General features: G+C 35.5%; 26 protein-coding genes. 8 read left to right on the forward strand and 18 right to left on the reverse strand.

The window, feature by feature from the left end:
- Positions 1 to 106: 106 nt before the first annotated feature.
- Positions 107 to 589, reverse strand: a complete 483-nt coding sequence (smpB, locus tag GQ593_RS01200; RefSeq protein ID WP_065581660.1) for an SsrA-binding protein SmpB — start codon at positions 587 to 589, stop codon at positions 107 to 109.
- A 33-nt stretch (positions 590 to 622) separates the two neighbouring features.
- Here smpB and GQ593_RS01205 point away from each other — a divergent pair, with 33 nt between their 5' ends.
- Genes GQ593_RS01205 through GQ593_RS01225 form a run of 5 tightly spaced genes read left to right on the forward strand, consistent with a single transcriptional unit; the run spans position 623 to position 2,540 of the window.
- The gene (locus GQ593_RS01205; RefSeq protein ID WP_160430256.1) at positions 623 to 1,087 is read left to right on the forward strand and encodes a type II toxin-antitoxin system RatA family toxin; all 465 of its coding nucleotides are present in this window, start codon (positions 623 to 625) and stop codon (positions 1,085 to 1,087) included.
- On the forward strand, positions 1,084 to 1,386 hold the full coding sequence (locus GQ593_RS01210; RefSeq protein ID WP_160430257.1) for an RnfH family protein: 303 nt from the start codon (positions 1,084 to 1,086) through the stop codon (positions 1,384 to 1,386). Before GQ593_RS01205 ends, GQ593_RS01210 begins: the two co-directional genes overlap by 4 nt.
- Positions 1,379 to 1,813, forward strand: coding sequence for a zinc uptake transcriptional repressor Zur (zur, locus tag GQ593_RS01215; protein WP_160430258.1), 435 nt, complete (start codon positions 1,379 to 1,381; stop codon positions 1,811 to 1,813). The genes GQ593_RS01210 and zur overlap by 8 nt, the downstream gene beginning before the upstream one ends.
- Positions 1,801 to 2,157: an EamA family transporter gene (locus tag GQ593_RS01220; protein ID WP_160430259.1), complete on the forward strand. Its 357-nt coding sequence runs from the start codon at positions 1,801 to 1,803 to the stop codon at positions 2,155 to 2,157. Before zur ends, GQ593_RS01220 begins: the two co-directional genes overlap by 13 nt.
- Positions 2,157 to 2,540: a DMT family transporter gene (locus GQ593_RS01225; RefSeq protein ID WP_160430260.1), complete on the forward strand. Its 384-nt coding sequence runs from the start codon at positions 2,157 to 2,159 to the stop codon at positions 2,538 to 2,540. The genes GQ593_RS01220 and GQ593_RS01225 overlap by 1 nt, the downstream gene beginning before the upstream one ends.
- Before the next feature lie 292 nt (positions 2,541 to 2,832).
- Here the strand turns inward: GQ593_RS01225 and GQ593_RS01230 are convergent, their stop codons facing one another.
- The 9 genes from GQ593_RS01230 to GQ593_RS01270 form a co-directional block, all read right to left on the reverse strand.
- A complete protein-coding gene (locus tag GQ593_RS01230; protein WP_160430261.1) occupies positions 2,833 to 3,048 on the reverse strand; it encodes a DUF4177 domain-containing protein in 216 nt (71 codons plus the stop codon).
- Between the two features lie 342 nt (positions 3,049 to 3,390).
- Entirely contained in the window at positions 3,391 to 3,795 is a 405-nt protein-coding gene (gene mutT, locus GQ593_RS01235; protein ID WP_160430262.1) for an 8-oxo-dGTP diphosphatase MutT, read from the reverse strand.
- 120 nt (positions 3,796 to 3,915) lie between these two features.
- Positions 3,916 to 6,648: a preprotein translocase subunit SecA gene (gene secA, locus GQ593_RS01240; protein WP_160430263.1), complete on the reverse strand. Its 2,733-nt coding sequence runs from the start codon at positions 6,646 to 6,648 to the stop codon at positions 3,916 to 3,918.
- A gap of 77 nt (positions 6,649 to 6,725) precedes the next feature.
- Positions 6,726 to 7,070, reverse strand: a complete 345-nt coding sequence (locus GQ593_RS01245; RefSeq protein WP_160430264.1) for a hypothetical protein — start codon at positions 7,068 to 7,070, stop codon at positions 6,726 to 6,728.
- A 152-nt stretch (positions 7,071 to 7,222) separates the two neighbouring features.
- On the reverse strand, positions 7,223 to 7,762 hold the full coding sequence (gene hxlB / locus GQ593_RS01250; RefSeq protein ID WP_160430265.1) for a 6-phospho-3-hexuloisomerase: 540 nt from the start codon (positions 7,760 to 7,762) through the stop codon (positions 7,223 to 7,225).
- A gap of 134 nt (positions 7,763 to 7,896) precedes the next feature.
- Positions 7,897 to 8,349, reverse strand: a complete 453-nt coding sequence (locus GQ593_RS01255) for a PTS sugar transporter subunit IIA (RefSeq protein ID WP_160430266.1) — start codon at positions 8,347 to 8,349, stop codon at positions 7,897 to 7,899.
- Between the two features lie 10 nt (positions 8,350 to 8,359).
- Entirely contained in the window at positions 8,360 to 8,644 is a 285-nt protein-coding gene (locus GQ593_RS01260) for a PTS sugar transporter subunit IIB (RefSeq protein WP_160430267.1), read from the reverse strand.
- Entirely contained in the window at positions 8,641 to 10,008 is a 1,368-nt protein-coding gene (locus tag GQ593_RS01265; RefSeq protein ID WP_160430268.1) for a PTS galactitol transporter subunit IIC, read from the reverse strand. Before GQ593_RS01265 ends, GQ593_RS01260 begins: the two co-directional genes overlap by 4 nt.
- Before the next feature lie 18 nt (positions 10,009 to 10,026).
- Positions 10,027 to 10,548, reverse strand: a complete 522-nt coding sequence (locus GQ593_RS01270; RefSeq protein ID WP_160430269.1) for an RpiB/LacA/LacB family sugar-phosphate isomerase — start codon at positions 10,546 to 10,548, stop codon at positions 10,027 to 10,029.
- A gap of 279 nt (positions 10,549 to 10,827) precedes the next feature.
- Between GQ593_RS01270 and GQ593_RS01275 the strand changes: the two genes are divergently transcribed.
- Positions 10,828 to 11,583: a DeoR/GlpR family DNA-binding transcription regulator gene (locus tag GQ593_RS01275; RefSeq protein WP_160430270.1), complete on the forward strand. Its 756-nt coding sequence runs from the start codon at positions 10,828 to 10,830 to the stop codon at positions 11,581 to 11,583.
- Positions 11,584 to 11,645: 62 nt separating this feature from the next.
- Here GQ593_RS01275 and GQ593_RS01280 read toward each other — a convergent pair whose 3' ends face one another.
- Positions 11,646 to 13,181, reverse strand: a complete 1,536-nt coding sequence (locus tag GQ593_RS01280; RefSeq protein WP_202115326.1) for a multicopper oxidase family protein — start codon at positions 13,179 to 13,181, stop codon at positions 11,646 to 11,648.
- A 130-nt stretch (positions 13,182 to 13,311) separates the two neighbouring features.
- The gene (locus GQ593_RS01285; RefSeq protein ID WP_160430271.1) at positions 13,312 to 13,638 is read right to left on the reverse strand and encodes a hypothetical protein; all 327 of its coding nucleotides are present in this window, start codon (positions 13,636 to 13,638) and stop codon (positions 13,312 to 13,314) included.
- 280 nt (positions 13,639 to 13,918) lie between these two features.
- Here GQ593_RS01285 and GQ593_RS01290 point away from each other — a divergent pair, with 280 nt between their 5' ends.
- Entirely contained in the window at positions 13,919 to 14,983 is a 1,065-nt protein-coding gene (locus GQ593_RS01290) for an MJ1255/VC2487 family glycosyltransferase (RefSeq protein WP_160430272.1), read from the forward strand.
- A gap of 10 nt (positions 14,984 to 14,993) precedes the next feature.
- Complete coding sequence (gene folA, locus GQ593_RS01295) at positions 14,994 to 15,494, forward strand: type 3 dihydrofolate reductase (protein WP_160430273.1); 501 nt, start codon at positions 14,994 to 14,996, stop codon at positions 15,492 to 15,494.
- A gap of 51 nt (positions 15,495 to 15,545) precedes the next feature.
- On the opposite strand, the gene relA is transcribed toward folA, so the two are convergent.
- The 6 genes from relA to galT all read right to left on the reverse strand — a co-directional run bounded on the left by relA (position 15,546) and on the right by galT (position 23,053).
- The gene (gene relA, locus GQ593_RS01300; protein WP_160430274.1) at positions 15,546 to 17,804 is read right to left on the reverse strand and encodes a GTP diphosphokinase; all 2,259 of its coding nucleotides are present in this window, start codon (positions 17,802 to 17,804) and stop codon (positions 15,546 to 15,548) included.
- Positions 17,805 to 17,807: 3 nt separating this feature from the next.
- A complete protein-coding gene (rlmD, locus tag GQ593_RS01305) occupies positions 17,808 to 19,145 on the reverse strand; it encodes a 23S rRNA (uracil(1939)-C(5))-methyltransferase RlmD (protein ID WP_160430275.1) in 1,338 nt (445 codons plus the stop codon).
- A 10-nt stretch (positions 19,146 to 19,155) separates the two neighbouring features.
- Positions 19,156 to 19,644 (reverse strand): pantetheine-phosphate adenylyltransferase, encoded by a 489-nt coding sequence (coaD, locus tag GQ593_RS01310; protein ID WP_160430276.1) that lies wholly within the window; start codon positions 19,642 to 19,644, stop codon positions 19,156 to 19,158.
- Between the two features lie 212 nt (positions 19,645 to 19,856).
- Positions 19,857 to 20,855 carry a galactose-1-epimerase gene (gene galM / locus GQ593_RS01315; protein WP_160430277.1) on the reverse strand — a complete coding sequence of 333 codons (999 nt, stop codon included), beginning with the start codon at positions 20,853 to 20,855 and terminating at the stop codon, positions 19,857 to 19,859.
- Positions 20,846 to 22,003 (reverse strand): galactokinase, encoded by a 1,158-nt coding sequence (galK, locus tag GQ593_RS01320; RefSeq protein WP_160430278.1) that lies wholly within the window; start codon positions 22,001 to 22,003, stop codon positions 20,846 to 20,848. The genes galM and galK overlap by 10 nt, the downstream gene beginning before the upstream one ends.
- Positions 22,004 to 23,053, reverse strand: a complete 1,050-nt coding sequence (galT, locus tag GQ593_RS01325) for a galactose-1-phosphate uridylyltransferase (RefSeq protein ID WP_160430279.1) — start codon at positions 23,051 to 23,053, stop codon at positions 22,004 to 22,006. It abuts the gene before it with no gap.
- Positions 23,054 to 23,086: the final 33 nt, after the last annotated feature.

Raw genomic sequence — 23,086 nt, forward strand, 5'->3', positions numbered from 1 at the left:
ATAGCGGTTATTTTTTATAGCAACAATATACAATATCAATAGTTGTTAGTAACTAAGTGCTTTTTAGTCGCATTGAGAAAATCAGTATAAAGCAAAAGCAAAGCCGCTATCGATTGGCGTTTTTCATAATGCGCGCTTTATCGACTTGCCATTGACGCTCTTTAATATCTGTGCGTTTATCGTATTCTTTCTTACCTTTAGCAACACCAATTTTCACTTTTGCCCATGCGTTTTTCCAATATAAAGAAAGGGCAACAACGGTATAACCTTGGCGATTAATTTGACCGAACAATGAATTTAGTTCTCGTTCATTCAATAACAATTTACGTGTGCGCATTGGTTCGCAGACAACATGTGTTGACGCGACATTAAGAGGTGTGATAGTTGCACCAAAGAGCCATGCTTCACCATCTTTAAGTAAAACATAACTGTCACTAATGTTGGCTTTTCCTGCGCGTAGGGATTTTACTTCCCAACCTTGTAGGGATAAGCCCGCCTCAATTTCCTCTTCAATAAAGTACTCATGGCGTGCACGTTTATTTAATGCAATGGTTGCCGAACCTGGCTTATGTGATTTTTTCTTAGTCATAATGTGCGTTATTATAAAGTTACATGATATGATATGCCACTAATTTTAACTTTTTATTTTATTATTATGGCACATGTTTTTCACGAAGTTATCGAGCCTTATTCTATAGAGCAAATGTTTTGCTTAGTAAATGATATTGCTCGATACCCTGAATTTGTTCCTGATTGTATCGCAACTGGTATTATTAGCAAACAAGATAATACGTACACAGCGTTTATTGAAGTTGAGAAATTAGGCTTTAAAAAATCTTTCACTACAATAAATCAGATTAATCAACCAAATTCTATTGAGATAAAATTGTTTGAAGGACCATTTAAACACCTATCGGGAAGATGGCAATTTAGTTCACTCGGTGAAAACAAAAGTAAAATTAGTTTTAGCTTAAACTTTGAGTTTAAAAATAAGTTATTAGATATTGCTTTTTCTCCAGTGTTTAAAGAAGTGATGACAAGTATGGTCAATGCGTTTTCAAAACGAGCAAGGCAGATTTATAAATGATAAATATTCAAGTTGTTTATGCGTTACCAAATAACCCAACGATAATTAATTGCGATGTCGATGATCAAACGAATGTCTTGCAAGCAATTACAAAATCCAATATCTTATCGTTGTGTCAGATTAAACTAGATGAACATTTAATTGGCATCTATGGCAAACGTTGTGATCTCAATGAATTGGTTAAAAATGGTGACCGCATTGAAATATATCGACCTTTAATCAATGACCCTAAAGAAATAAGACGAAGAAAAGCAGCACAAAAAAATAATGACGAAAGGCAAAGGAAACCGAATGCATAATCTGCTCCTTGAAAAGATTGAAACTTTATGCAAAAAGCGGGGTATTAAACTGACAACGCAACGTCGAACAGTTTTAGATATTATGTTAACGGCAAATAAAGCGATGAGTGCCTATGATCTTTTAGATCTACTCAAAGTCAGTGAACCTCAGGCTAAACCGCCCACAATTTATCGTGCGCTTGAATTTTTACTAGAGCAAGGTTTCATTCATAAAGTTGAATCTTCTAATAGCTATATTATTTGCCCACACTTTCAAGATCCACAGCATATTTCAATTTTATTTATTTGTGATAAATGTCAACAGATCATTGAAAAACATTCACAAGATATTGAACATCAACTTAAACAATTAGCACAGCAAAGTGATTTTTTAATCAAACATAGCGTGCTTGAAATACATGGATTTTGTCAGCAGTGTCAATCTTAATTGCTATACTTTGGTTAATAAATATTGTCTGCGATACAATTGGACAAATTGCATTTAAGTATGCAGCAATCACCTCAAAAAATCAGCAAGGTTTGCATTATTGGCAAAAATTATTTGGTAATTTTTGGCTTTGGCTAGGCTTTGCCGCATACTTTATTGGTTTTATTTTTTGGCTAGCTTTTTTAAGTGAAGTACCTTTGTCGCAAGGCATTTTATTAGGATCATTTAATATTATTACTGTTATGTTGGCTGGGCGCATTTTATTTCAAGAACATCTTACATTATTCCGGATCATTGGAATATTTTTTATTACCACCGGTGTCGTTTTAGTCGGACTTACATAATGAAAAAATTTTATATTATTGGATTTATTTTGCTACTATTTTTTGATACGTTTGGTCAAACAAGCTTTAAACTAACGGCATTATCGGCGATGCCATTTGAAGTAAGTGTTGATTGGTTCATGCGTGTTTTCTCTCATGGCTGGGCTTATTTAGTCATGCTTGGTTATACAGGCGCATTTATCACTTGGATGGTATTATTAAAAAACGCACCAGTAGGTCCCGCTTTTGCCGCTTCTCATCTACAGGTGGTCACCGTGATGTTGGTTTCGGTTATTGCTTTTGATGAGCAAATTACTTTGACGCGTATGCTTGGTGGGTTATCTATCATTATTGGTATTGTTTTTTTAGCTCTAGCAGAACAAAAATTACAGCGTAAATCTTAACGCGTCCTTTTGCTTTTTTATAAAAATATAGTAGTTACTTGAAATTGCCTGTTGAGAAATAATATTGCTTTGTATAAAAAAGATTGATTGAGTTTATCTGATTTAGTGGGAATACAATACAATCAATAGATATATTGATTCCCAATTTTGTCAATCGCTAATGTATTTCACTTTTTATCAGGCACGTATGAGTAAAAATGCCATTACCTTAAAAAAGACGAAATTATTAACCTAAAATATTCATGCTTTGAATGAATTCATTAAAAACAGGTAATGATACTTAGACTTTTGTTTAACTACGTTCCCGTTCCATTACAATTAAATAGGCTTCTCTTTTCCAAAAAAGGAACAAGCGGCGCATATCTTTTTCCATTGTTACTACTCGCCAACCCTCTTGAGCATTTTTGTTTAAAAATTCTGAAAATTTAAGTTCATTAGCGTTAGCTGAGCCTAAAAGTAATGAAGACAATGCGCCTTCTTGAAAAACAACTACCTTATATTCTTTCATTATAATTAACACCTTAATTTTATTTAATATAATACTATTTTTAATGGTAATTAACATTAAAAATTCGCAGCATTATATATTTTTTAACGCTTATTATCTAGCGAATAAAAAATTTGTTTACTTAGTTATAGTTAACCTATTTATTGTATATCATTTTAGATTATGTGCGGAAAATTCATTCTGATAGTAATGGAAATGAGCAAAGCGCTCTTAGTTTTTCTAGCGCATTGATTTATAAAGCCGATATTAAAATGGCCTGAAGTTAAAAACAAAAGAAACAGAAATGACAAAATGAACTAATCTTAATAAAGAAAGCTGACAAAATAAATGCTAATAAATAAACTAGATTTGTTTATCCAAATTTTTTAGCATTTCGATAATCGGTCGATTGGCATCAGGAAATTCGTCGGCATTCAAATCTTCTTGATCAATCCAACGGCTTGGTTGACCTTCTTTAGCGAAGGGGACGCCATCCCATTCTTCAACTAAATAAGCATGAATTGTGATATCACGATCATCATAACTGTATTCAAAAACTTCTAAGAATTGGGCCTGATGGATATAGATATCTACTTCTTCAGCAATTTCGCGTTGTAGGGTTTGATATGGGGTTTCTCCTGCCTCGATTTTTCCACCAGGGAATTCCCAAAAACCAGCAAGATGAGAGTCTTCACCGCGTTGGGTGATAAAGATTTGACAATTTTGTGAACGAATAATACCTACAGCAATTTCAATATGTTTATTCATAATTCTATTTGCCTATGAGTAAAATTAGGGAAAGCTGCAACTTCCCCCCTTTTCAATTTATTGCCGATCCTAATCGACGTTTTAATCATCAACTTTGTGTGATGATACTAAATTTTTACCTTACTGAACAGCACCATGACAGTGTTTATATTTTTTACCTGAACCACAAGGGCACGGATCATTACGTCCAACTTTAGCTTGAGTTCGTACTATTGGTTGTGTTGAGGCCCCAACTGTCTGATCTTCACCCTCACCATTCATAGTAGTCACAGATTCATGACTAGCTTGTTGTTTAGCCATTAGTTTTTCCATTTCAGCGAGACGTTGACGTTCTGCTTCATCAACTTCTTCTTGTGAGCGAATTTGCACACGACTTAAAATACCAATAACATCATATTTTAACGATTCTAACATGCCAGCAAACATATTAAAGGACTCGCGTTTATATTCTTGTTTTGGATCTTTTTGTGCGTAACCACGTAAATGAATACCTTGACGTAAATAATCCATAGCAGCTAAATGTTCTTTCCAAAGCGTATCAAGTGTTTGTAACATGACACTTTTTTCAAAGTGCCTAAATGCTTCAGCACCAGCAGAACTTTCCTTATCTAAATATCTTTCTTGTGCCATTTGTAAGATACGTTCGCGCAATGTTTCTTCATGCAGGTTTTGCTCTTCATCTAGCCATTTTGCGATAGGTAGATCTAAATCAAAGTCTGTTTTTAGTGCAGCTTCAAGCCCTGGAATGTTCCACATCTCTTCAATCGATTGTGGTGGAATATATTGGTCAATTAAGGTGTTAAATACATCCCCTCGGATCGAATCAATGGTATCTTTTATGTCGGCATTATCAAGTAAACTGTTTCGTTCACGGTAAATTACTTTACGTTGTTCGTTAGCAACATCATCATATTCAAGAAGTTGTTTACGAATATCAAAGTTGCGACTTTCAACTTTCTTTTGTGCATTGGCAATGGCTTTTGTGACCCATGGGTGTTCTATGGCTTCGCCTTCTTTCATGCCCAGTTTACGCATCATGTTACCGACACGATCTGATGCAAAGATTCGCATCAATGGATCTTCAAGTGATAGGTAAAAACGTGAAGCACCAGGGTCACCTTGACGACCAGCACGACCACGTAACTGGTTGTCGATACGACGCGATTCATGACGCTCTGTACCTAAAATATAAAGCCCGCCTAATGCAATCACTTCTTCGTGTTTGGTTTGCCAAACTTGTTTCGCTTTTTCGATATCTTCTTGCGTTGGATTTTCAATTTTAGCTATATCACTTTGCCAATTGCCCCCAAGCATAATATCGGTACCACGCCCCGCCATATTAGTTGCAATGGTAACGGCACCTTTACTTCCAGCATTAGCAATGATTTCAGCTTCTTGAGCATGGAATTTGGCATTTAGCACATTGTGTTTAATGCCGGCTTTTTTAAATGCTTGTGAAACTAATTCTGATTTTTCGATTGATGCTGTCCCAACTAAAACGGGTTGACCACGTTTTACACATTCTTGTACATCAGTGACAATCGCGTTAATCTTTTCCTTTTCACTCATATAGACAAGATCAGATTGATCTTTTCGTTGCATTGGTCGATTTGTTGGAATAACAATTGTATCTAATCCATAAATTTGATTAAATTCAAATGCTTCAGTATCAGCAGTACCTGTCATCCCCGCTAATTTTTCGTATAAACGAAAATAGTTTTGGAAGGTAATTGAAGCCAGTGTCTGATTCTCGTTTTGGATTTTAACATGCTCTTTTGCTTCAACCGCTTGGTGTAAACCATCAGACCAACGACGACCATCCATGGTTCGACCTGTATGTTCGTCAACGATAACTATTTCGTTATCTTTAACAATATAATCAACATCGCGATGAAATAGGTGATGAGCACGTAGGGCTGCATTAACATGATGCATTAATACGATATTGCTCGGTGCGTAAAGTGATTCATCACCTTTCATGATACCTTGTTTAATCAATAGCTCTTCAACTTTAACTAATCCACGCTCGGTTAAATTAACTTGGCGTGATTTTTCATCAATGGAAAAATCCCCATCGCCTTGAAACTGTTCAGAGTCTTCTTTTTCCTGACGGGTCAAATAAGGAATGATTTTATCAATACTAATATATCTTTCAGAACTATCTTCGGCCTGACCTGAAATAATCAATGGGGTTCTTGCCTCATCAATTAAAATTGAGTCGACTTCATCGACTAAGGCGTAATGCAACGGACGTTGTACTCGTGCATCTTTGCTAAAAACCATATTATCGCGTAGATAATCGAAACCATATTCGTTATTTGTACCATAGGTGATATCAGCGTTGTAAGCCTCACGTTTTATATGTGCTGGCATATTTGGCAGGTTGATCCCTACTGTTAAGCCTAAAAATTCAAATAAAGGACGATTATTTTCTGCATCACGCTGTGCTAAGTAATCATTAACCGTAACAACGTGCACACCTTTACCAGTTAATGCGTTTAAATAAGCAGGTAATGTTGCTGTTAAGGTTTTACCTTCACCGGTACGCATTTCGGCAATGCAGCGCTCATTTAATACCATACCGCCGATTAACTGCACATCAAAATGACGCATGCCAAACACACGCTTACTTGCTTCGCGTACCACAGCGAAAGCTTCTTCTAAAATATCATCTAATGGGATACCTGTAGCAACCTGTTGTTTAAATTCAGCGGTTTTTGCTTTCAATTCATCATCGGTTAATGCTTCCATTGCTGGTTCAAGTGCATTAATGTTTTCAACTCGTTTGCGCATGCTTTTTAATACGCGATCATTGCGACTACCAAATACTTTTGTTAATAATTTTAATAACATAACTTTTCTCTTATTCTTCAATACGGATTTTAAGGCTTTTGCCTTGTATAAAAATTAGTTTCATTTGTGCGTAAATTTTAAGAGGTAGTTTTTGGTCCAGCTCGTATACTGTTGTAAGGGGATAGTCGGATTGCCTTGCTAGGGGAAAGATCATCATAATTAGGCGTTATTAAAAGTACTACAGTATGCTGTTTTTGGGAACATGCTAGTGTTTGTGACTTTCTTTGTGCTGTTTCTCTGTGGTCTTGTACAATGGATGCAAAAGCAATAATTCCACTGTGCGAAACGTCAGATTCCGATGGAAGCGCTTCGTTTTGACATAAACCAAACCCAGCAGCAATCACACCTAATAATAAGTGCGATAAAGCGGTTTTGATAATCAATCGTTTGCTGAGTTTTTGCCAGTAGTTAATGACGATCATAATCTGCGCATTTTAGCATTTTTTAGCAAAAGAAAAAACCCTTATTACAAGGGGAATAATTTAATAAAAGGAATTTTAATAAGACGATAGGTTTATAAAAACTCGCTTTTTTTAGGTAGTAATAAGCGAGTTTTTGTTGAGTAAATCTAATGTTATTCTAAGCTGGCATGGCGATGAGCCATATCATCATTACTGCCTTTTTGTTGATTGCTCATGGTAAGAATGACTGTGTCAAAGATGACAAGTAACATTTGTTCAAAAAGGCTTCCCAGAGGTTGTTGGCTTATTTGTGATGTGGAATATTTATTGCCAGATTGCAAAATAATATCAGGAGTCTGAATTTTTGCTAGTGTAGAATTAGGCGATGCACAGATAATAGCAAGATCAATAGTTTGCTTTAGTGCCGACTCTGCTATCATATTGACACTATTTGTTTCTCCCGACGCCGATGCTACAATTAATAAATCGCCCTGTTTTGTTGATGGTGTTGTTGTTTCACCTACGACAAAGGCATTTAGCCCAAGTTGCATAAGCCTCATTGCCAAAGCTTTTAGCATAAGGCCAGATCGCCCTGTACCATAAACAAAAATACGATTATGTTGTTGTATTTTTTGTATCAAGTTCGTAATATTTTGTTCCGTTAATGTTTTAACCGAACGATTTAATTCGTCAATGATTAATTGTGATTGCATTTTTTTTCCTTAATAAGGGCAATAGCCTGAACTATTGCCGAGATAAAAATATGCTATTATTTAACTTAAACTTTTATTTTTATTAGTAAATTATTGTTATTTATTTTCCAATAAAACTTTACCAAAATTTAAATTCATTTCGTATTTAATTGCTGAGCAATCCATTCTTCGGCTTGTTGACAACTTAAATGCTGACACTGGGTAATAAAAGTTTCGTTCTGAAATGAAGTAAAGAGTTTTTTAAGGATCGATAAATGTTGATTACTAGTTGATAACGCCAAATTAAAGATTAAATGGCAAGTTACCATTAAGTCAGCATTTTCCATTTGCCTAAATACAATGCCTTTAGTCGAACGGACCAAACTAATAGCGTCAGATTTAACAAGTTGATAATTGGCATGGGGGATTGCAATGCCAATACCGTTACTCATCATTAATCCCGTTGGGTACTCTTTTTCACGATCTATGCATGCATTAATATAATCAGCATGAATATAATTTTTGGTTAATAAATAAGAGCCCGATGAGCTTATTGCATCTTGATAGTTGTGAATACTTTCTTCTAAATCATGAACTAAAATAAACATAGTTGACCTCTTATTTTGTTAGTTCTTGTTTAACCGCTTCGAATATAGTCTCTTCTCCTAGGCCAGTAAGTAAGCCTGCACCAACGATAACTTTTGTTTTTATCTCGGGATTATCGATTTTGGTTGATGAGACGACCAAATCGTAGCTATTAAACGTATCTGCATTACATGCCATTAGTGATGATTTATCCACTTGTGCAGTTAAATGTTGTTCTTTTAAATAGTCTTGTAAAATTGAAACCATGATTGATGATGAAGCAATTCCATTTCCACATACCACTAATACTTTTTTCATTTTGAAACCTCGCTATTAATATTTGAATTTCTTTCTTTTTTCTTTAATAAATAACCAATTGATAACAAAATTAAACCAATCAACATATAACCTAATATGCCTACATGACTGATTGCGGCAAAAAGCCCTGTAAATGGATTTGCTGATGGGTTTAATGAGGTGTACATCACTGTTGCGTCTGGATTAGTACCAAATTTTTGGAATACTTCATTTGTTGAAGGTGTCATCCATGAAGCAATATATAAACCGCCACCAAACAAAAAGATGGATGTTATCCATGTGCGGAGAATATTTCCTTTAAATACTGGGACCATACAAGCAATAAAAAATACAAATTGCGATAAATCACCTAATGGCATCACCTTATTACCAGGTAAGATAACTGCTAAGATGACAATAACAGGGATAAGTAACAAAGCTGGTGCGATAACCGCAGGATTACCAACAATTAATGCAGTATCCATGCCGACAGTAATGTCACGATTAGGAAACCGTTTAACTAATTTTTTCCGAGCCACATTAGATAATGGTACTAATCCCTCCATCATTATGGAGGTCATTCTTGGCAATAGCAGCATGACAGCGGCTAAATACATGCCTAATTGTAAACTTGCAATGATAGTGTGATATGGGGTTTGCCATGAATAACCACAAAATCCAAGTAATACCCCGATAATAAATCCAACCACAGTTGGATCACCAAGTACACCAAAACGTCTTTGGATGGTTTCAGCTGTAATACTAAGATTTTTGAAACCAGGTATACGGTCATAAATCCAATTAAACGGATAAGCAAAAATAAGATAGGTATTTGCTACAGGATGAGAAATCGAAACACCTTCTGGTAAATTATAAAATTTTTCATTATTTTTAGCGCCAAGATCGGCGGCAATTAATGCCCATACGTGGAAAAGTGCTGCTGTTAATACACCATATAAAAAACTTCCTGAATAAACGCCAACAATAGCTCCCATTGATGCATTTTGGTGCAAGTTAAATACATCTACATTCACACAGTCAGTAATTTTCATAATAAGAAGTAATATATTAACAGCAACACATAATGGAATAATAATCGGCCCCATACTCGAACCGAATCCCATTACCGCTGTAGCCGCTCCACCAACATCAATTGCGCTAAGCGAAGATCCCGTACTTTCAGCAAGTCCTGTTACAGCTGGTGCCATTTTGTCAAGCATAAACTTAATGGTCATACTTAATGCAATAAATCCAATACCGACTTTCATTGCAGAAGATATACATTCAGAGATAGGCCGACCGAGTGCGGCCATAAATATTAGAAATATGATAGGAATAAAAATAAAATTACCTAAATCATTAATAAATTGTGTGATCAGTTCCATAAGTGACTCCTTTGTTGATTACTCATCTGCTCTAAATCCCATATTCCATGCAACATGCATAGGTTTGACTAATAAAGCATTATCATTGCGTTCTGCTTCAAGTAGGTTTTTTTTAGAATTTTCCCGGGCTGTTTCAAAATTGAAAGGTTCATCAAGCCAAGCATCAATAATCATTTTTGTGTACTCCAATCCATTAACTCGGCAACCAATGCCGATAATTTGGGCGTTGTTACTCAATCTGGCACGTTTAGCTGAATAAGGGTTGGTGACAGCGGTGGCTCGAATACCCCAGTGTTTATTCGCTTGGCAAGTAAAGCCTATTCCCGTTCCACAAATATAAATGCCTAAACGGCAAACATCCTTTTGGATAATTAGTGACATTTCATCTGCTAGTTTTGCAAAAGTATTGATTCCATCTTCTTTGGTTTTGACAGGGTCATAAACAATGTCGGCATTTTTTTCTAAGATTAAATATTGTTTGATTGCTTCTTTATATTCAAATCCAAGATCGTCACTGGCAATAGCAATTTTTGTTTTCATTGGCTTTCCTCAATTAAATTAATAACCAATTTTATAATTGGTTTTTATTGTAAAGTCAATGTGATCTTCGTCACAAAATAAATAAGATATTGTTTTTAAAAACTTTAAAAGCAAATTAAAACCAACTTTGCAAGTGTTTTTCAGTGCAATTAATAAGAGGTGAGTGAAAAGAAATACAAGATAATTAAGGAATAAGTTATATTTTGTTGTAGAATGCCAATAAAAACCAACTGTAATAAAGATTAAATTTTTCGATTAACATATTTGAGATTATTAATTATGCAATTAATGAATGAGAGAAGAGAATTAATTTTAGAAGAATTAATTACATCAGGAACTGTTTATGTCAGTGAATTAGCGCGTAAATACCAAGTCACTTATGAAACTATTCGCAAAGATTTATCTCAATTAGAGAAAAAAGGGTTTTTGGTAAAATGCCACGGCGGAGCGACGCTTAAACAAGGTGCTCTTGAAAATCCTTTTCAAATTAGGGAAAAAGAAAATGCAAGTTTAAAAAAGAGTATTGCACAAGAAGCATTGACTTTGCTTCCTGATAATTGTTCTATGATTATAGGTACAGGTAGTACGACCTTAGAGCTGGCAAAACTACTCGTATATCGCTCAGATTTTAAGATTTTTACTGACTCTCTTCCTGTCGCAAACACCTTGATTTCGTCCAAAAATCAAGTTTTCTTGTTTGGTGGTGAATTACGTGATAAAAGCTCATCGGTTTTTGGTGGTTGGGCGTTGTCGATGATCAGTGAAATTCAAGTTGATATCTGCTTCTTAGGTACTGATGGTTTTAGCAATTTAAATGGTCCGTCGAGTCCTTCATCATCCGATGCGTTTATTGATAAGGCAATTATTGCGCATGCAGATAAAAAATATATTTTAGGGGATTATACTAAATTTAGTCGTAAAAGTTTATATAAGATTTGTGATTGGTGTGAAATAACAGCGCTCATTACCAATGATATGGCAGATCCCATACAAGTTGCTGAATTAGAAAAAACAACTAAAGTAATTTTATGTTAATTTATCTTCCCTTAATCCAACCATAATAAAAAATTGAATTAAGGAAAGATGAGGAAAGAATTTTATTCCACCATTAATTGCCCCATCATGCCAGTTGTTTCATGTTCAATAATATGACAGTGATACATGCGAAGCCCAGGAAGATTTTGCTGTATTTTGATAGTAAGTTTTTCGTGTGGTCGCAAATTAATGGTATCTTTTAAGGCAATATAGTCAGGCTGAGTTTTTTTACCATTTAACTCGTGCGATTGTACAATAAATTGTGCACCATGGATGTGGAAGTTGTGATCCATATGGGAGTTATTGAATATTGTCCATTCTTCAATATCGTGAATTTTGCTTTTTAGATCAATTCGCGACATGTCATGACGTTTACCATTAATTAAAAATAACACACCACCACGCGGCTCTTTCATGTCCATTACTTCGGTATATTCAATAGATTTATAGGTCGTTGCCTGCCCTAGTTTTGGCAATGCACGTAAGGTTGACGGGATAGTAATTGATTTTGACTGTGTCAATACCAATTCTGCAAGTATGATATCTTGCTCTGGTGGTACATTCCCCATTTTTCCGCGATCGTAACCGATAGATTGTAAATATACTGTACCAGATTGTTTTGGCAAAATGACGAGTTCTGCACGTTCAGCTGGCGACAATAGCAGCGGTTTATTGAGTAAAACAGGTGCAGGCATTAGTCCTCCATCAGTACCTACCAAATAAACATCACAGCCAGGAACGGATAAATTAAGATAACGACCAGAACACGCATTCCAAACTCGTATCCTCGTTGCCGTATTTATGGTGATTTTGGGACGATAGACACCATTAATTAACACAAATTGTCCCTCGCGACCATTCATCCAATCAACCATTGAATTATCCGCAATTTCACCTTTATCAGTCAATTTTAAATCTGAAAAAAACCAGTGTTGTTCGGGCAAGAATGCAAGCGGATCGTTTTTGCTGCGTACAATAAATATGCCAGCTAATCCTCGCGCAACTTGTTCTGCTACGGTTTCATGACCGTGTGGATGATACCAATAAGTACCAGCATTCCCTTCTGGTATAGTAAACTCATAAGTTCGGCTACCTCCAGCAGGAATTTGATCTTGTGGATTACCATCTTGATTAGATGGGATGAGCAAACCATGCCAATGTACGGTTGTCGCTTGTGGTAAGTTATTTTTAACAGTAATTTTAACGTTATCCCCCTCAAAAGCTTCAATCACTGGACCGGGGATATGATCATTATATGCCCAAAATTCTGTTGTAATATCTTGTGTTAACTTTAACTTAACAGGTTTTGCTTCCAAGATTGCTTCAAAAATACCTTGTTTATTACTGGTATTTTCTAAGCGAGGTAATTGTGGTAAATCCAGTCCTTGCGGTAAAGCTGAAGTTGCTAATAATTTTTGTGAAACTTTATCACCCATGTTCATATTCATGTCTCCCATTTCACCTGTTTTACACTGATCAGAGTTGGCTTCACAATCCATACCTGACATAGTTGAATTATCCATTTTGGCAAAGGCTTTTGTAACTGCTATCCCACTTAAAGCCGCTGTAATATTGAACAAAAAATTTCGACGTTTCATAATATTCCTATAATCATGTTTTTATAATGAATAATCACTATTGAGTGATTAGCGATATAAACGAATAACAAAAAATTTTTACTGCAAAGATAGATATTTCGACTAATTTTTTATTGAAAATACAAATTAATTAAACAATTCTTAGTAGTTTTAATTCAGGAATAAACTTTTTATATTTTTGAGCAAAGCTAAATGTAAGGTATAGATCACAATGTGGTAAAAACTGAAGATTAAAAGTGGTACAAGCTGAATCATAAGATGATTTTTGTAATAAAGAATGGCAATCATTATGCTCATTCATGCCTAACTTAGCGATTATGTGGTGTGAAATATCATTAATAGTAACTAATGAGCCAATTGTGATTGTCAAATATCTAGCAGAATCAGCAAATAAAAAGAAAATAATTGCTAATGCAATAATAAGGTAATTTTGTTTATTGATGATTTTTAATGACATATGCAAATCTCACTATTCATCTAACAATTACTTAGGCTATTGTACTGAAAAAAGAAGCAAAGTTATACAAAATTTATACACTTTAAGTGAGACTATTTTATTGTAACTACTTGAGGCACGGTTACTTCTCTAGACTAATGAGTAATAACGTTAACCAATATTGAATTATGACAACTAATCATTAATATCATGTTACATTTAATCATACAAAATAATTTACATAATAATAAGCTGTTCTGCTATTATATTTGTATAACTTAAATTGACGAATCATAAAGATATGAAAATTCTCTTTGGTGTTCAAGGAACAGGTAATGGTCATGTCAGTCGCTGTAGAACATTAGCTAACGCACTGAGAAAGGCTGGTGCGAATGTTGATTATATTTTCAGTGGCCGCGATCCTAAAGACTATTTCGACATGCAAGCTTTTGGTGATTATAAAACCTATCGTGGTGTTACGTTTGCAACCCTTAATGGTAAAATTAATTTTCGCAAAACCGTGCAACGGATTCGAGCTTTCAGGCTCATTAAAGATGTTCGTGAGCTCGATTTATCAAAATATGATTGCATAATTAGCGATTTTGAGCCAGTAAGTGCTTGGGCTGCACATCATCAACATCGTGAATGTTTAGGCATAAGCAATCAAGCTGTTTGCCAATATCTTAAACCTAAAGAATATGGATTAGTCGCAAATGTGATTATGAAATATTATGCTCCCGTCACTAAAGCAATTGGCCTACATTGGTTTCATTTTGGGCATAAGCTAATTCCCCCTATGATTGACACTTTTGAAACTGCGCCAACCGAAGATGGAAACATCATCGTTTATTTGCCATTTGAAGCATTAGATGAAATTACAGTATTGTTAAAACAGTTTAAGGAGCATCAATTTATCTGTTTTCATCCAGATATAAAACAAACATCACAACAAAATAATATTAATTTTCAACCACTTGGTCGTAATAATTTTACACAAGCTTTAGTTTGTTGCTCTGGAATTATTACAAATACAGGATTTGCATTGATTTCTGAAGCATTGACGCTTGGTAAAAAGATTCTTACTAAACCTGTATCAGGTCAATTTGAACAAATTTATAATGCTCAATGTTTGCGTTCTCTTGATATGGCAACGGTTATGGAAAGTTTAAACGGTATAAAACTCAAATACTGGCTTAATTTACCTTCGCCAAAACCAATAATCTATCCAGATGTGGCTACAGCACTGGCTAATTGGATTGTGTCAGGGCAAAAAGAGTCGTTACTTTCTTTAAGTGAACGGCTTTGGAGCCAAACTATCTTTCCTGAAAATGTCAATCAACGAATAAAATCTTTAGGATATGTGTAAAGGAGTGAATATGATAGTAAGTATGATTGTTGCTATGGCTGATAATCATGTAATTGGCTTAAATAATCAAATGCCTTGGCATTTACCTGCAGATTTGGCATGGTTTAAAAAAAATACTCTTAATAAACCTGTTATTATGGGACGAAAGACATTTGAGTCAATTGGTCGCCCATTACCGGGGCGTCATAATATTATCATTTCAAGACAAACAACCATAGAATCTAACATGGTTCCAAATATAAGTTGGGTACCATCAATTGATGCTGCAATATTGTTAGCTCAAACACAGCTTGTTGATGAAGCATTTATTATTGGCGGTGGTAATATTTATAAACAAGCGTTACCTTTAGCAAATCGACTTTATTTAACGCATATAGATGCAAAACTACAGGGCGATACTTATTTTCCTGATTATTCGCCTGAGCAATGGCAAGTTATTTATCAAGAAGCACATCAAGCCGATGATAAAAATAACTATCCATATCGGTTTGAAATTTTAGAAAGAAAATAATAAGTCTTAACCTATTGCCACTAAATAAAAAGTGGCAATTTAACATGTCAATTAGCCTTGAAAACGTTTAGCTTCAATAACATCGGGTAGTTGTTTTATTTTATTGAGTACTCGATTTAACGAATCCTGATCAAAAATTTCCATATCTACATCGATAGTCGCTAATTGTTGCTTCATATCCGAGCGGCTCATTAGACCAAGAACATTAACCTTTTCATTCGCCAAAATCGTAGTAATATCTCGTAATAAACCACTTCGATCGTTGGCAACAATTTGTACCACCATGGTATAGCTTGAGTAGGTATTATTATTCCAAACTGCATGGGTAATACGCTCAGGAGCATGATTTTTAAGTTCTTGTAATTGTTCACAATCAGCCCGATGAATTGAGATACCTCGCCCTTGAGTAACAAACCCTGCGATTGGATCGCCAGGAATAGGGCGGCAGCAATTTGCAATGGTATACATTAAATTACCCACACCTTCAATAATAATTTCACTACCTTTTTTATTGCCAATTTTATTGATATTTTTGGTTTGTGTATTCGATTTTTGGGCAATCTGTTTTAATGCGGCTTCATCTTCTTCTTCAGCCGTTGGTTTGTGAAATTGAGCATTAATGAAGTTAACTAATTGATTAATTCTTACATCACCACTACCAATACCAGCAAGTACCTCGTCAAAAGAATGAGCGTTATATTTATTGATTAAGAGTTTTTCAACACTTTTTAAACTAATATTTAAAGGTTCAAGCTCGTGCTCTAAAATTTGCTGACCTGCTACGATATTTTTATGTCGATCTTGTTTTTTAAACCAAGCTTGAATTTTAGCTCTTGCACGGCTACTATTAACAAATCCAGTATTCGGATTTAGCCAGTCACGGCTTGGATTAGGTTGTTTTTGGGTAATGACTTCAACTTGATCACCCATTTTTAAATGGTAGGTAAATGGTACAATTCTTCCGCCGACTTTAGCACCAATACACCGATGCCCAACATCACTGTGTATATGATAAGCAAAATCAAGTGGAGTTGAACCCGCAGGCAAGTCAACAACATCGCCTTTAGGGGTGAAAACATAAACGCGGTCATCAAAAATTTGACTACGCACAGCTTCTTGAATCTCACCGCTTTCAGACATCTCTTGTTGCCATGTTAATAATTTACGCAACCAAGAAATTCGCTGATCATAAGCAGTCATTTTGTCAGTACTGCCTTCTTTATACTTCCAATGAGCGGCAACGCCTAGTTCAGCATCATTGTGCATTTGTTCAGTACGGATTTGAATTTCGATTATTTTATCTTGTGGTCCATAAACGACAGTATGGATTGATTGATAACCATTTGGTTTTGGATTAGCGACATAATCATCAAATTCTTTAGCGATATGTTTGTAATGGCTATGGACGATGCCTAATGCATTATAACAATCCTCAATACGATCGCAGATAATCCGTACGGCACGGATGTCATATAGATCCTCGAATTCGAGATGCTTACGCTCCATTTTGCGCCATATACTATAAATATGCTTAGGGCGACCATAAACCTCAGCGCGGATATGATCTTGATTCATCAGTGCTTGTAAATGATGAACCAATTGCTTGATATACAATTCACGATCTAATCGCTTTTCTTGCAATTTTTTAGCAATCAAACGATATTCATCTGGATATAAATAGCGGAAGCAGAAATCCTCTAACTCCCATTTTAATTGACCTATGCCTAAACGGTTAGCTAAAGGGGCATAAATGTTAAAACACTCTTTAGCGGCAAGCACTTGTTCTTCTTGGGGGGCATTAATTAAATTGCGTAAATAGGTAATACGTTCTGCTAATTTAATTACTACACTTCGAAAGTCATTGACCATCGCAAGTAGCATACGACGGATACTATCAATTTGTTCGGTAGTGGCGCTGCCGTTACGAATGGCTCGTAGTTGGCGAATTTCCTTCATTCTGACAATGTTAGAAATAATATGAGAAATTTCACGATCAAAATCTTCAGGAATATCTTCTCGACGAATGATTTTGTTATCAACAAAAGGAAGCAATAAAGCGGCACATAAACTATTAATGTCCATATTAAGTGTCGATAAAATCTCGACCATTTCTATTGCGTTTTCGAAACAAAAAGTTTGCTCCGGCGCACCTGCGCTGTTTTCAAAACAAAAATCCCAAACTTCTCTAAACTTTTTATAAAATGTTGGACTGGTTAATAACAATTCTTGTTTTATCCATCGTTCAACATCAAATTGAGTCAGCGAGTAATGTTCTTCACTATGTTGGTGTGCGCCTCGAATAGATACCATAATTTATGTTCCTGATTTTATTAGCAACAGCATTGATTCAATGTGTTTAGTTTGCGGAAACATATCTAATATAGCAACTTGATCAATTTGATATCCTGCATCTAAAAGTTGTTTGCTATCTCGGGCTAGCGTCGCAGGATTACAGGATATATAAACGATTTTTGACGGAGCTAATTTTGCAATTTCTATTGTCGCATTAAACGCACCAGCTCTTGCTGGATCTAATAATACTTTATTATATTGTGATTGACTCCATATCGAAAATTGTTGGGTATCGTCTAAGTTACTAGTTAAAAAATTGGTTTCCGCACAAATCTCAGTGCTATTTAATATAGTGTTAAATTTTGCTTTTTCAACTAGGGCATCAACACCTTCAATGCCCGTTAATGTTTTACTTAATGTAGCTATAGGTAATGAAAAATTACCCATACCACAGAACAGATCTAAGACTTGGTCAGTAGGTTGTAACGTTAGCCAATCAAGTGCTTGCTCGATCATTTTTTGATTAATTTTACTATTTACTTGAATAAAATCGAGTGGGCTGAAGGTTAATTTTAAATGATTAATCAAATAAAAATGTTCGGTATTACCGGTAATATGTACTAAATCTTTGCCGTGAAAATAAAGCGAAATATGGTTATTTTCGGCGAATTGTTTTAATAGGTTAACATCCTGATCGACCAGAGGCATGGTATGCCTTAATACAAAAATAATACCACTATCGACCGACATTAATTCAATATGGCCAAGTGCTTTTTTCTGTTTTATGCAATTGAGCATGCTGTGTAATGGTGCTAACAACGCATCTAATTCGTCAACTAATACCGGACAATGTTTGATATTAATTATTTGATTTGATTCAGCTTGGCGAAATCCAATGACCAATTTGCCTTTAACAACATTAATCGAAAGTCTTGCTCGTCGACGATAATGGTAAGGCTGATCGGCAATAATTTGGGGAGAGCTTTCAATAATATTTGTCAAAGGTTGCCCTGTTTCTTTTTGTAACAGATTAATTAACGCATCATACTTTGCTTTTTGTTGCAAATTTGGGGCAATATGTTGTAATTCACAACCGCCACATTGTTGATAATATTCACATTGTGGTTTAACGCGATCTTTGCTCTGATTATGGTATCGAATGACTTTAGCTTTAGCATAATTTTTTTTATTTTCAGTCAGTTCAATATCAACAGTTTCATCTGGCAAGGCAGATTTAACAAAAATTGTCTTACCCTTATGATTGGCAACGCCTTGCCCAAAAGCATCTAAGGATAAGACTGTGACTGTCAATTTTTGTGGTGTGAGTTTTTTCTTCTGTGGAGTGTAAAAATTAACCATATACGTTTATTTATGCTAAGCGCGTTAATAATGCTGTTTTGACATGCAGTGGTACTAAATTTGTAATATCACCGCCATGGTAGGCGACATCTTTGACAATTGTTGATGAAATAAATCCCATTGCAATAGACGGCATCAAAAAGATAGTGTCTAAGTCAGATTTTAACGCACGATTCATTTCAGCAAGTTGCCTTTCGTATTCAAAATCGTGTGTTGTACGAACACCACGAACAATCACTGTTGCATTATGGGTTTGAGCAAAATTAGCCATTAAATTATCAAAGCCAATCACTTCCACATTAAGTAGGTGTTCAACCGCGGTTGAAGCTAAATTAACACGTTCTTCTAAGGTAAAGAGCGTATTTTTACTTGGATTTTCTGCAATAGCAATAATTAAGCGAGGAAAGAGTAATGACGCTCGTGTAATAAGATCGATATGACCATTAGTTATGGGATCGAAAGTGCCAGGGAAAATAGCCGTTAAGGTTTTGCTTTTCATATTTCATATTATCCATTAGCGATGATGGTTATATGATACCTAATTTTGTTATGGATTGTTAGTTTAAGCTAACAAAATCCTATTTATTACATCAATACAAATAATGGCGCGATATTACGTGGCAGTGCCTTTATCAATAACGGTATTGATAAAAATAATTTAAGTAACCTACTTATTTTATTTAATTTTATTTTTTTCGGTTATTTACCCATTTATGAAACAATAAATTGATAAGTTGTTTGATAACGATAAATTTGGTCTGGATGTAAAAAGCAGCTTGGTTGTGACCAGTTAGCATGGTGAGGGCTGTCAGGTAAAAATTGCGCTTCTAATGCCACGCCAGCAAAGTTACCATATTCCCCATTGTGGCGATTTGGTGTATGCTGCAAAAAATTGCCGGTATAAACTTGTAACGAAGGTTTGGTTGTCATCACATTCATTATTACTTTATTATCCGACGAAATGAGCTCGGCAGCGATAGCTTTTGTTTTATCTAATAAATAAGCATGATCATAACCACCGGTTATTTGCCGTTCTTGACTCTCAAGAAGTTTCTCAAATAAAAGTTTCGGCTGACGTAAATCCATATCGTGCATATTGACACTAACTAGATCATTATTGGGAATGCCATTGGCATCAACGGGCAAATAATAGTTAGCATTCACTTTTAGTCTGTGATTTAGTATGTCCTTGCTTATTTCGCCATCAAGATTAAAGTAAGCGTGATTAGTTAAATTAACTGGCGTGGTTTTTGTCGTCGTTGCGTTAAACAATATAATGACTTGATTATCATCAGTGAGTTGATAATTGACTTCTACACTTAATTCTCCCGGAAACCCCTGATCTCCATCAGGTGAAATTAATTTAAAGCTCACTTGCTGATCGGATTGAGATTGAATGTGCCATAATCGCTTATCAAAACCTATTTTTCCACCATGCAACTGATTAACACCTTGATTGGCAACGAGCAAGTAATGTTTACCGTCAATGTCGATTGACGCATTGGCAATGCGGTTTGCATAACGACCAATAGTGGCACCTAAATAGGCATCTTGCTGTTGGTATTGTTCAAATGATTGACATCCGAGCAGTACTTCGCGATTTTGTCCATGAACAGGTAATACACAGGAGAGCCATGTTGCTCCCCAGTTTGAGAGTTTGATACGCATTCCTTGGTTATTCGAAAGTGTAATAATCTGTTTTATAGGCATATCGCATGAGCCCCTTGACTTGGCGTACAGACATAAAAATCTTCTTTAATACCAGTTTTTTTAGCATAATTATTGCTAACAATAGCTTTAACCGCATCAACTTTATCTTTCGGCACTAACGCCACAACACAACCACCAAACCCCCCACCAGTCATCCGCACACCACCTTGTTCACCAAGGACACCGTGAATTATTTCAACTAAGTAATCAATAGCCGGCACGGTAATTTCGAAATCATCACGCATGGAATTGTGACTATGAGCCATGAGTGTTGATAATAATTTATAATCACCACTTGCAAGTGCTTGTGCTGCTTTTAGTGTTCGTTCATTTTCGGTGATTACATGATGTGCGCGTTTAAAAACAATGGGATCTAGTTTATTTTCAATATGTTGTAACTCAGTTAAGGAAGCGTCCCTAAGCGCTTTTACTCCAAGGGCTTGAGCGGCTGCCTCGCACTGTTTACGCCGAGTATTATATTCACTATCAACTAATCCACGTTTGATATTTGAGTTGATGATAACCACAGAAAAATCTTTTGGAATTGAAATAGGTTTAGTTTCAAGTGATCGACAATCAATCAATAATGCCTGTTGGCTTTGTCCTAGGGCAGATATTAGTTGATCCATGATGCCGCAGTTGCAACCGACAAATTGGTTTTCGGCCTGTTGACCTATTAATGCTAACTTAGTGCCATCTAAAGGTAGGTGGTAAAGAACTTGAAACATTTTAGCAACGGCGACTTCTAGGGATGCTGATGAACTTAGTCCTGCTCCTTGAGGAACGTTTCCACTAATAGCAAAATCGACACCGTGAATATTATTTGCATATTTTTTTAAATGTTTTACCACACCACGTATGTAATTAGCCCATCTATAGCTTGGATGTTTTTCAATCGGTGAATCTAACAAAAATTCATCTTGTTGATTATCGTAATCTACCGCAATAACTCGAACAAGATCATCTGAGCGCTTGTGACAACTTATTACCGTTTGATAATCAATAGCACACGGTAAAACAAAACCATCATTATAATCGGTATGTTCACCAATCAAATTGACACGACCAGGGGCTTGTACAATTGTGTCGGGTTTATAACCAAATTTAATTTCAAAAGCTTGCGTAGTTTTATTGATTAATGCTTTCATTTATTTATCCTTGTTATCTTTATAATGCACATCACTAACGTTGCGTAACCTTTCAGCAGCTTGTTCTGGCGTTAAATCTCGTTGCACTTCGGCTAACATTTCATAACCGACCATAAATTTTTTTACTGTAGCTGAACGGAGTAAAGGGGGATAAAAATGTGCATGTACTTGCCAATAATCAGCCTTATTATCCATAAACGGCGCACCATGCCACCCCATAGAATATGGGAAAGAACAATGAAATAAATTATCATAGCGACTCGTTAATTTTTTTAACGCAATGGCCAAATCACTTTGTTGCTCGTCACTTAACATGGTTAATTGAGGAATATGAATTTTGGGTAATAATAATGTTTCAAATGGCCATATTGCCCAAAAAGGGACGATGGCAACCCAGTACTTAGTTTCGACAACAATTCGTTCTCGATTAATTAGTTCTTTTTCGACATAATCTAATAATAAATTATGCTGATATTTTTCAAAATAATTGCGCATATTGAGATCCTCGCGCGCAATTTCATTGGGTAAAAAGCTATTAGCCCAAACTTGCCCATGTGGGTGTGGGTTAGAACACCCCATTGCCGCCCCTTTATTTTCAAATACCTGTACCCAAGGATAGTGTTTGCCCAATTCTATTTGTTGATTTATCCAAGTTTTAATCACCTTTTCAATGGCTGGCAAATCAAGTTCAGGTAATGTTTTACTATGATCGGGTGAAAAACAGATTACCCGACTGGTGCCTTTTGCGCTTTGCATCTGGAATAACGGGTCGTGGCTTTCAGGTGATTGTGGAGAGCTTTCCATTAATGCTGCAAAATCATTAGTAAAAACAAATGTTCCCTTATAATTAGGGTTGATATCTCCTGTTACCCGTTTGTTACCTGGACACAAAAAACAAGTTGGATCGTAACTTGGTTTTTGTTCTTCGTTTAATACTTCTTGTTGTCCTTGCCAAGGGCGTTTTGCCCTATGCGGTGAAACAAGCACCCATTGATTGGTCAATGGATTGTAACGACGATGAGGATGGTCAACAGGGTTAAAAATATCCATTTTTGTCTCTTCTTTTAATTTTGCATGTTTAAT

The organism is Gilliamella sp. Pas-s25 (genome assembly GCF_009795885.1).
Lineage (GTDB): Bacteria > Pseudomonadota > Gammaproteobacteria > Enterobacterales > Orbaceae > Gilliamella.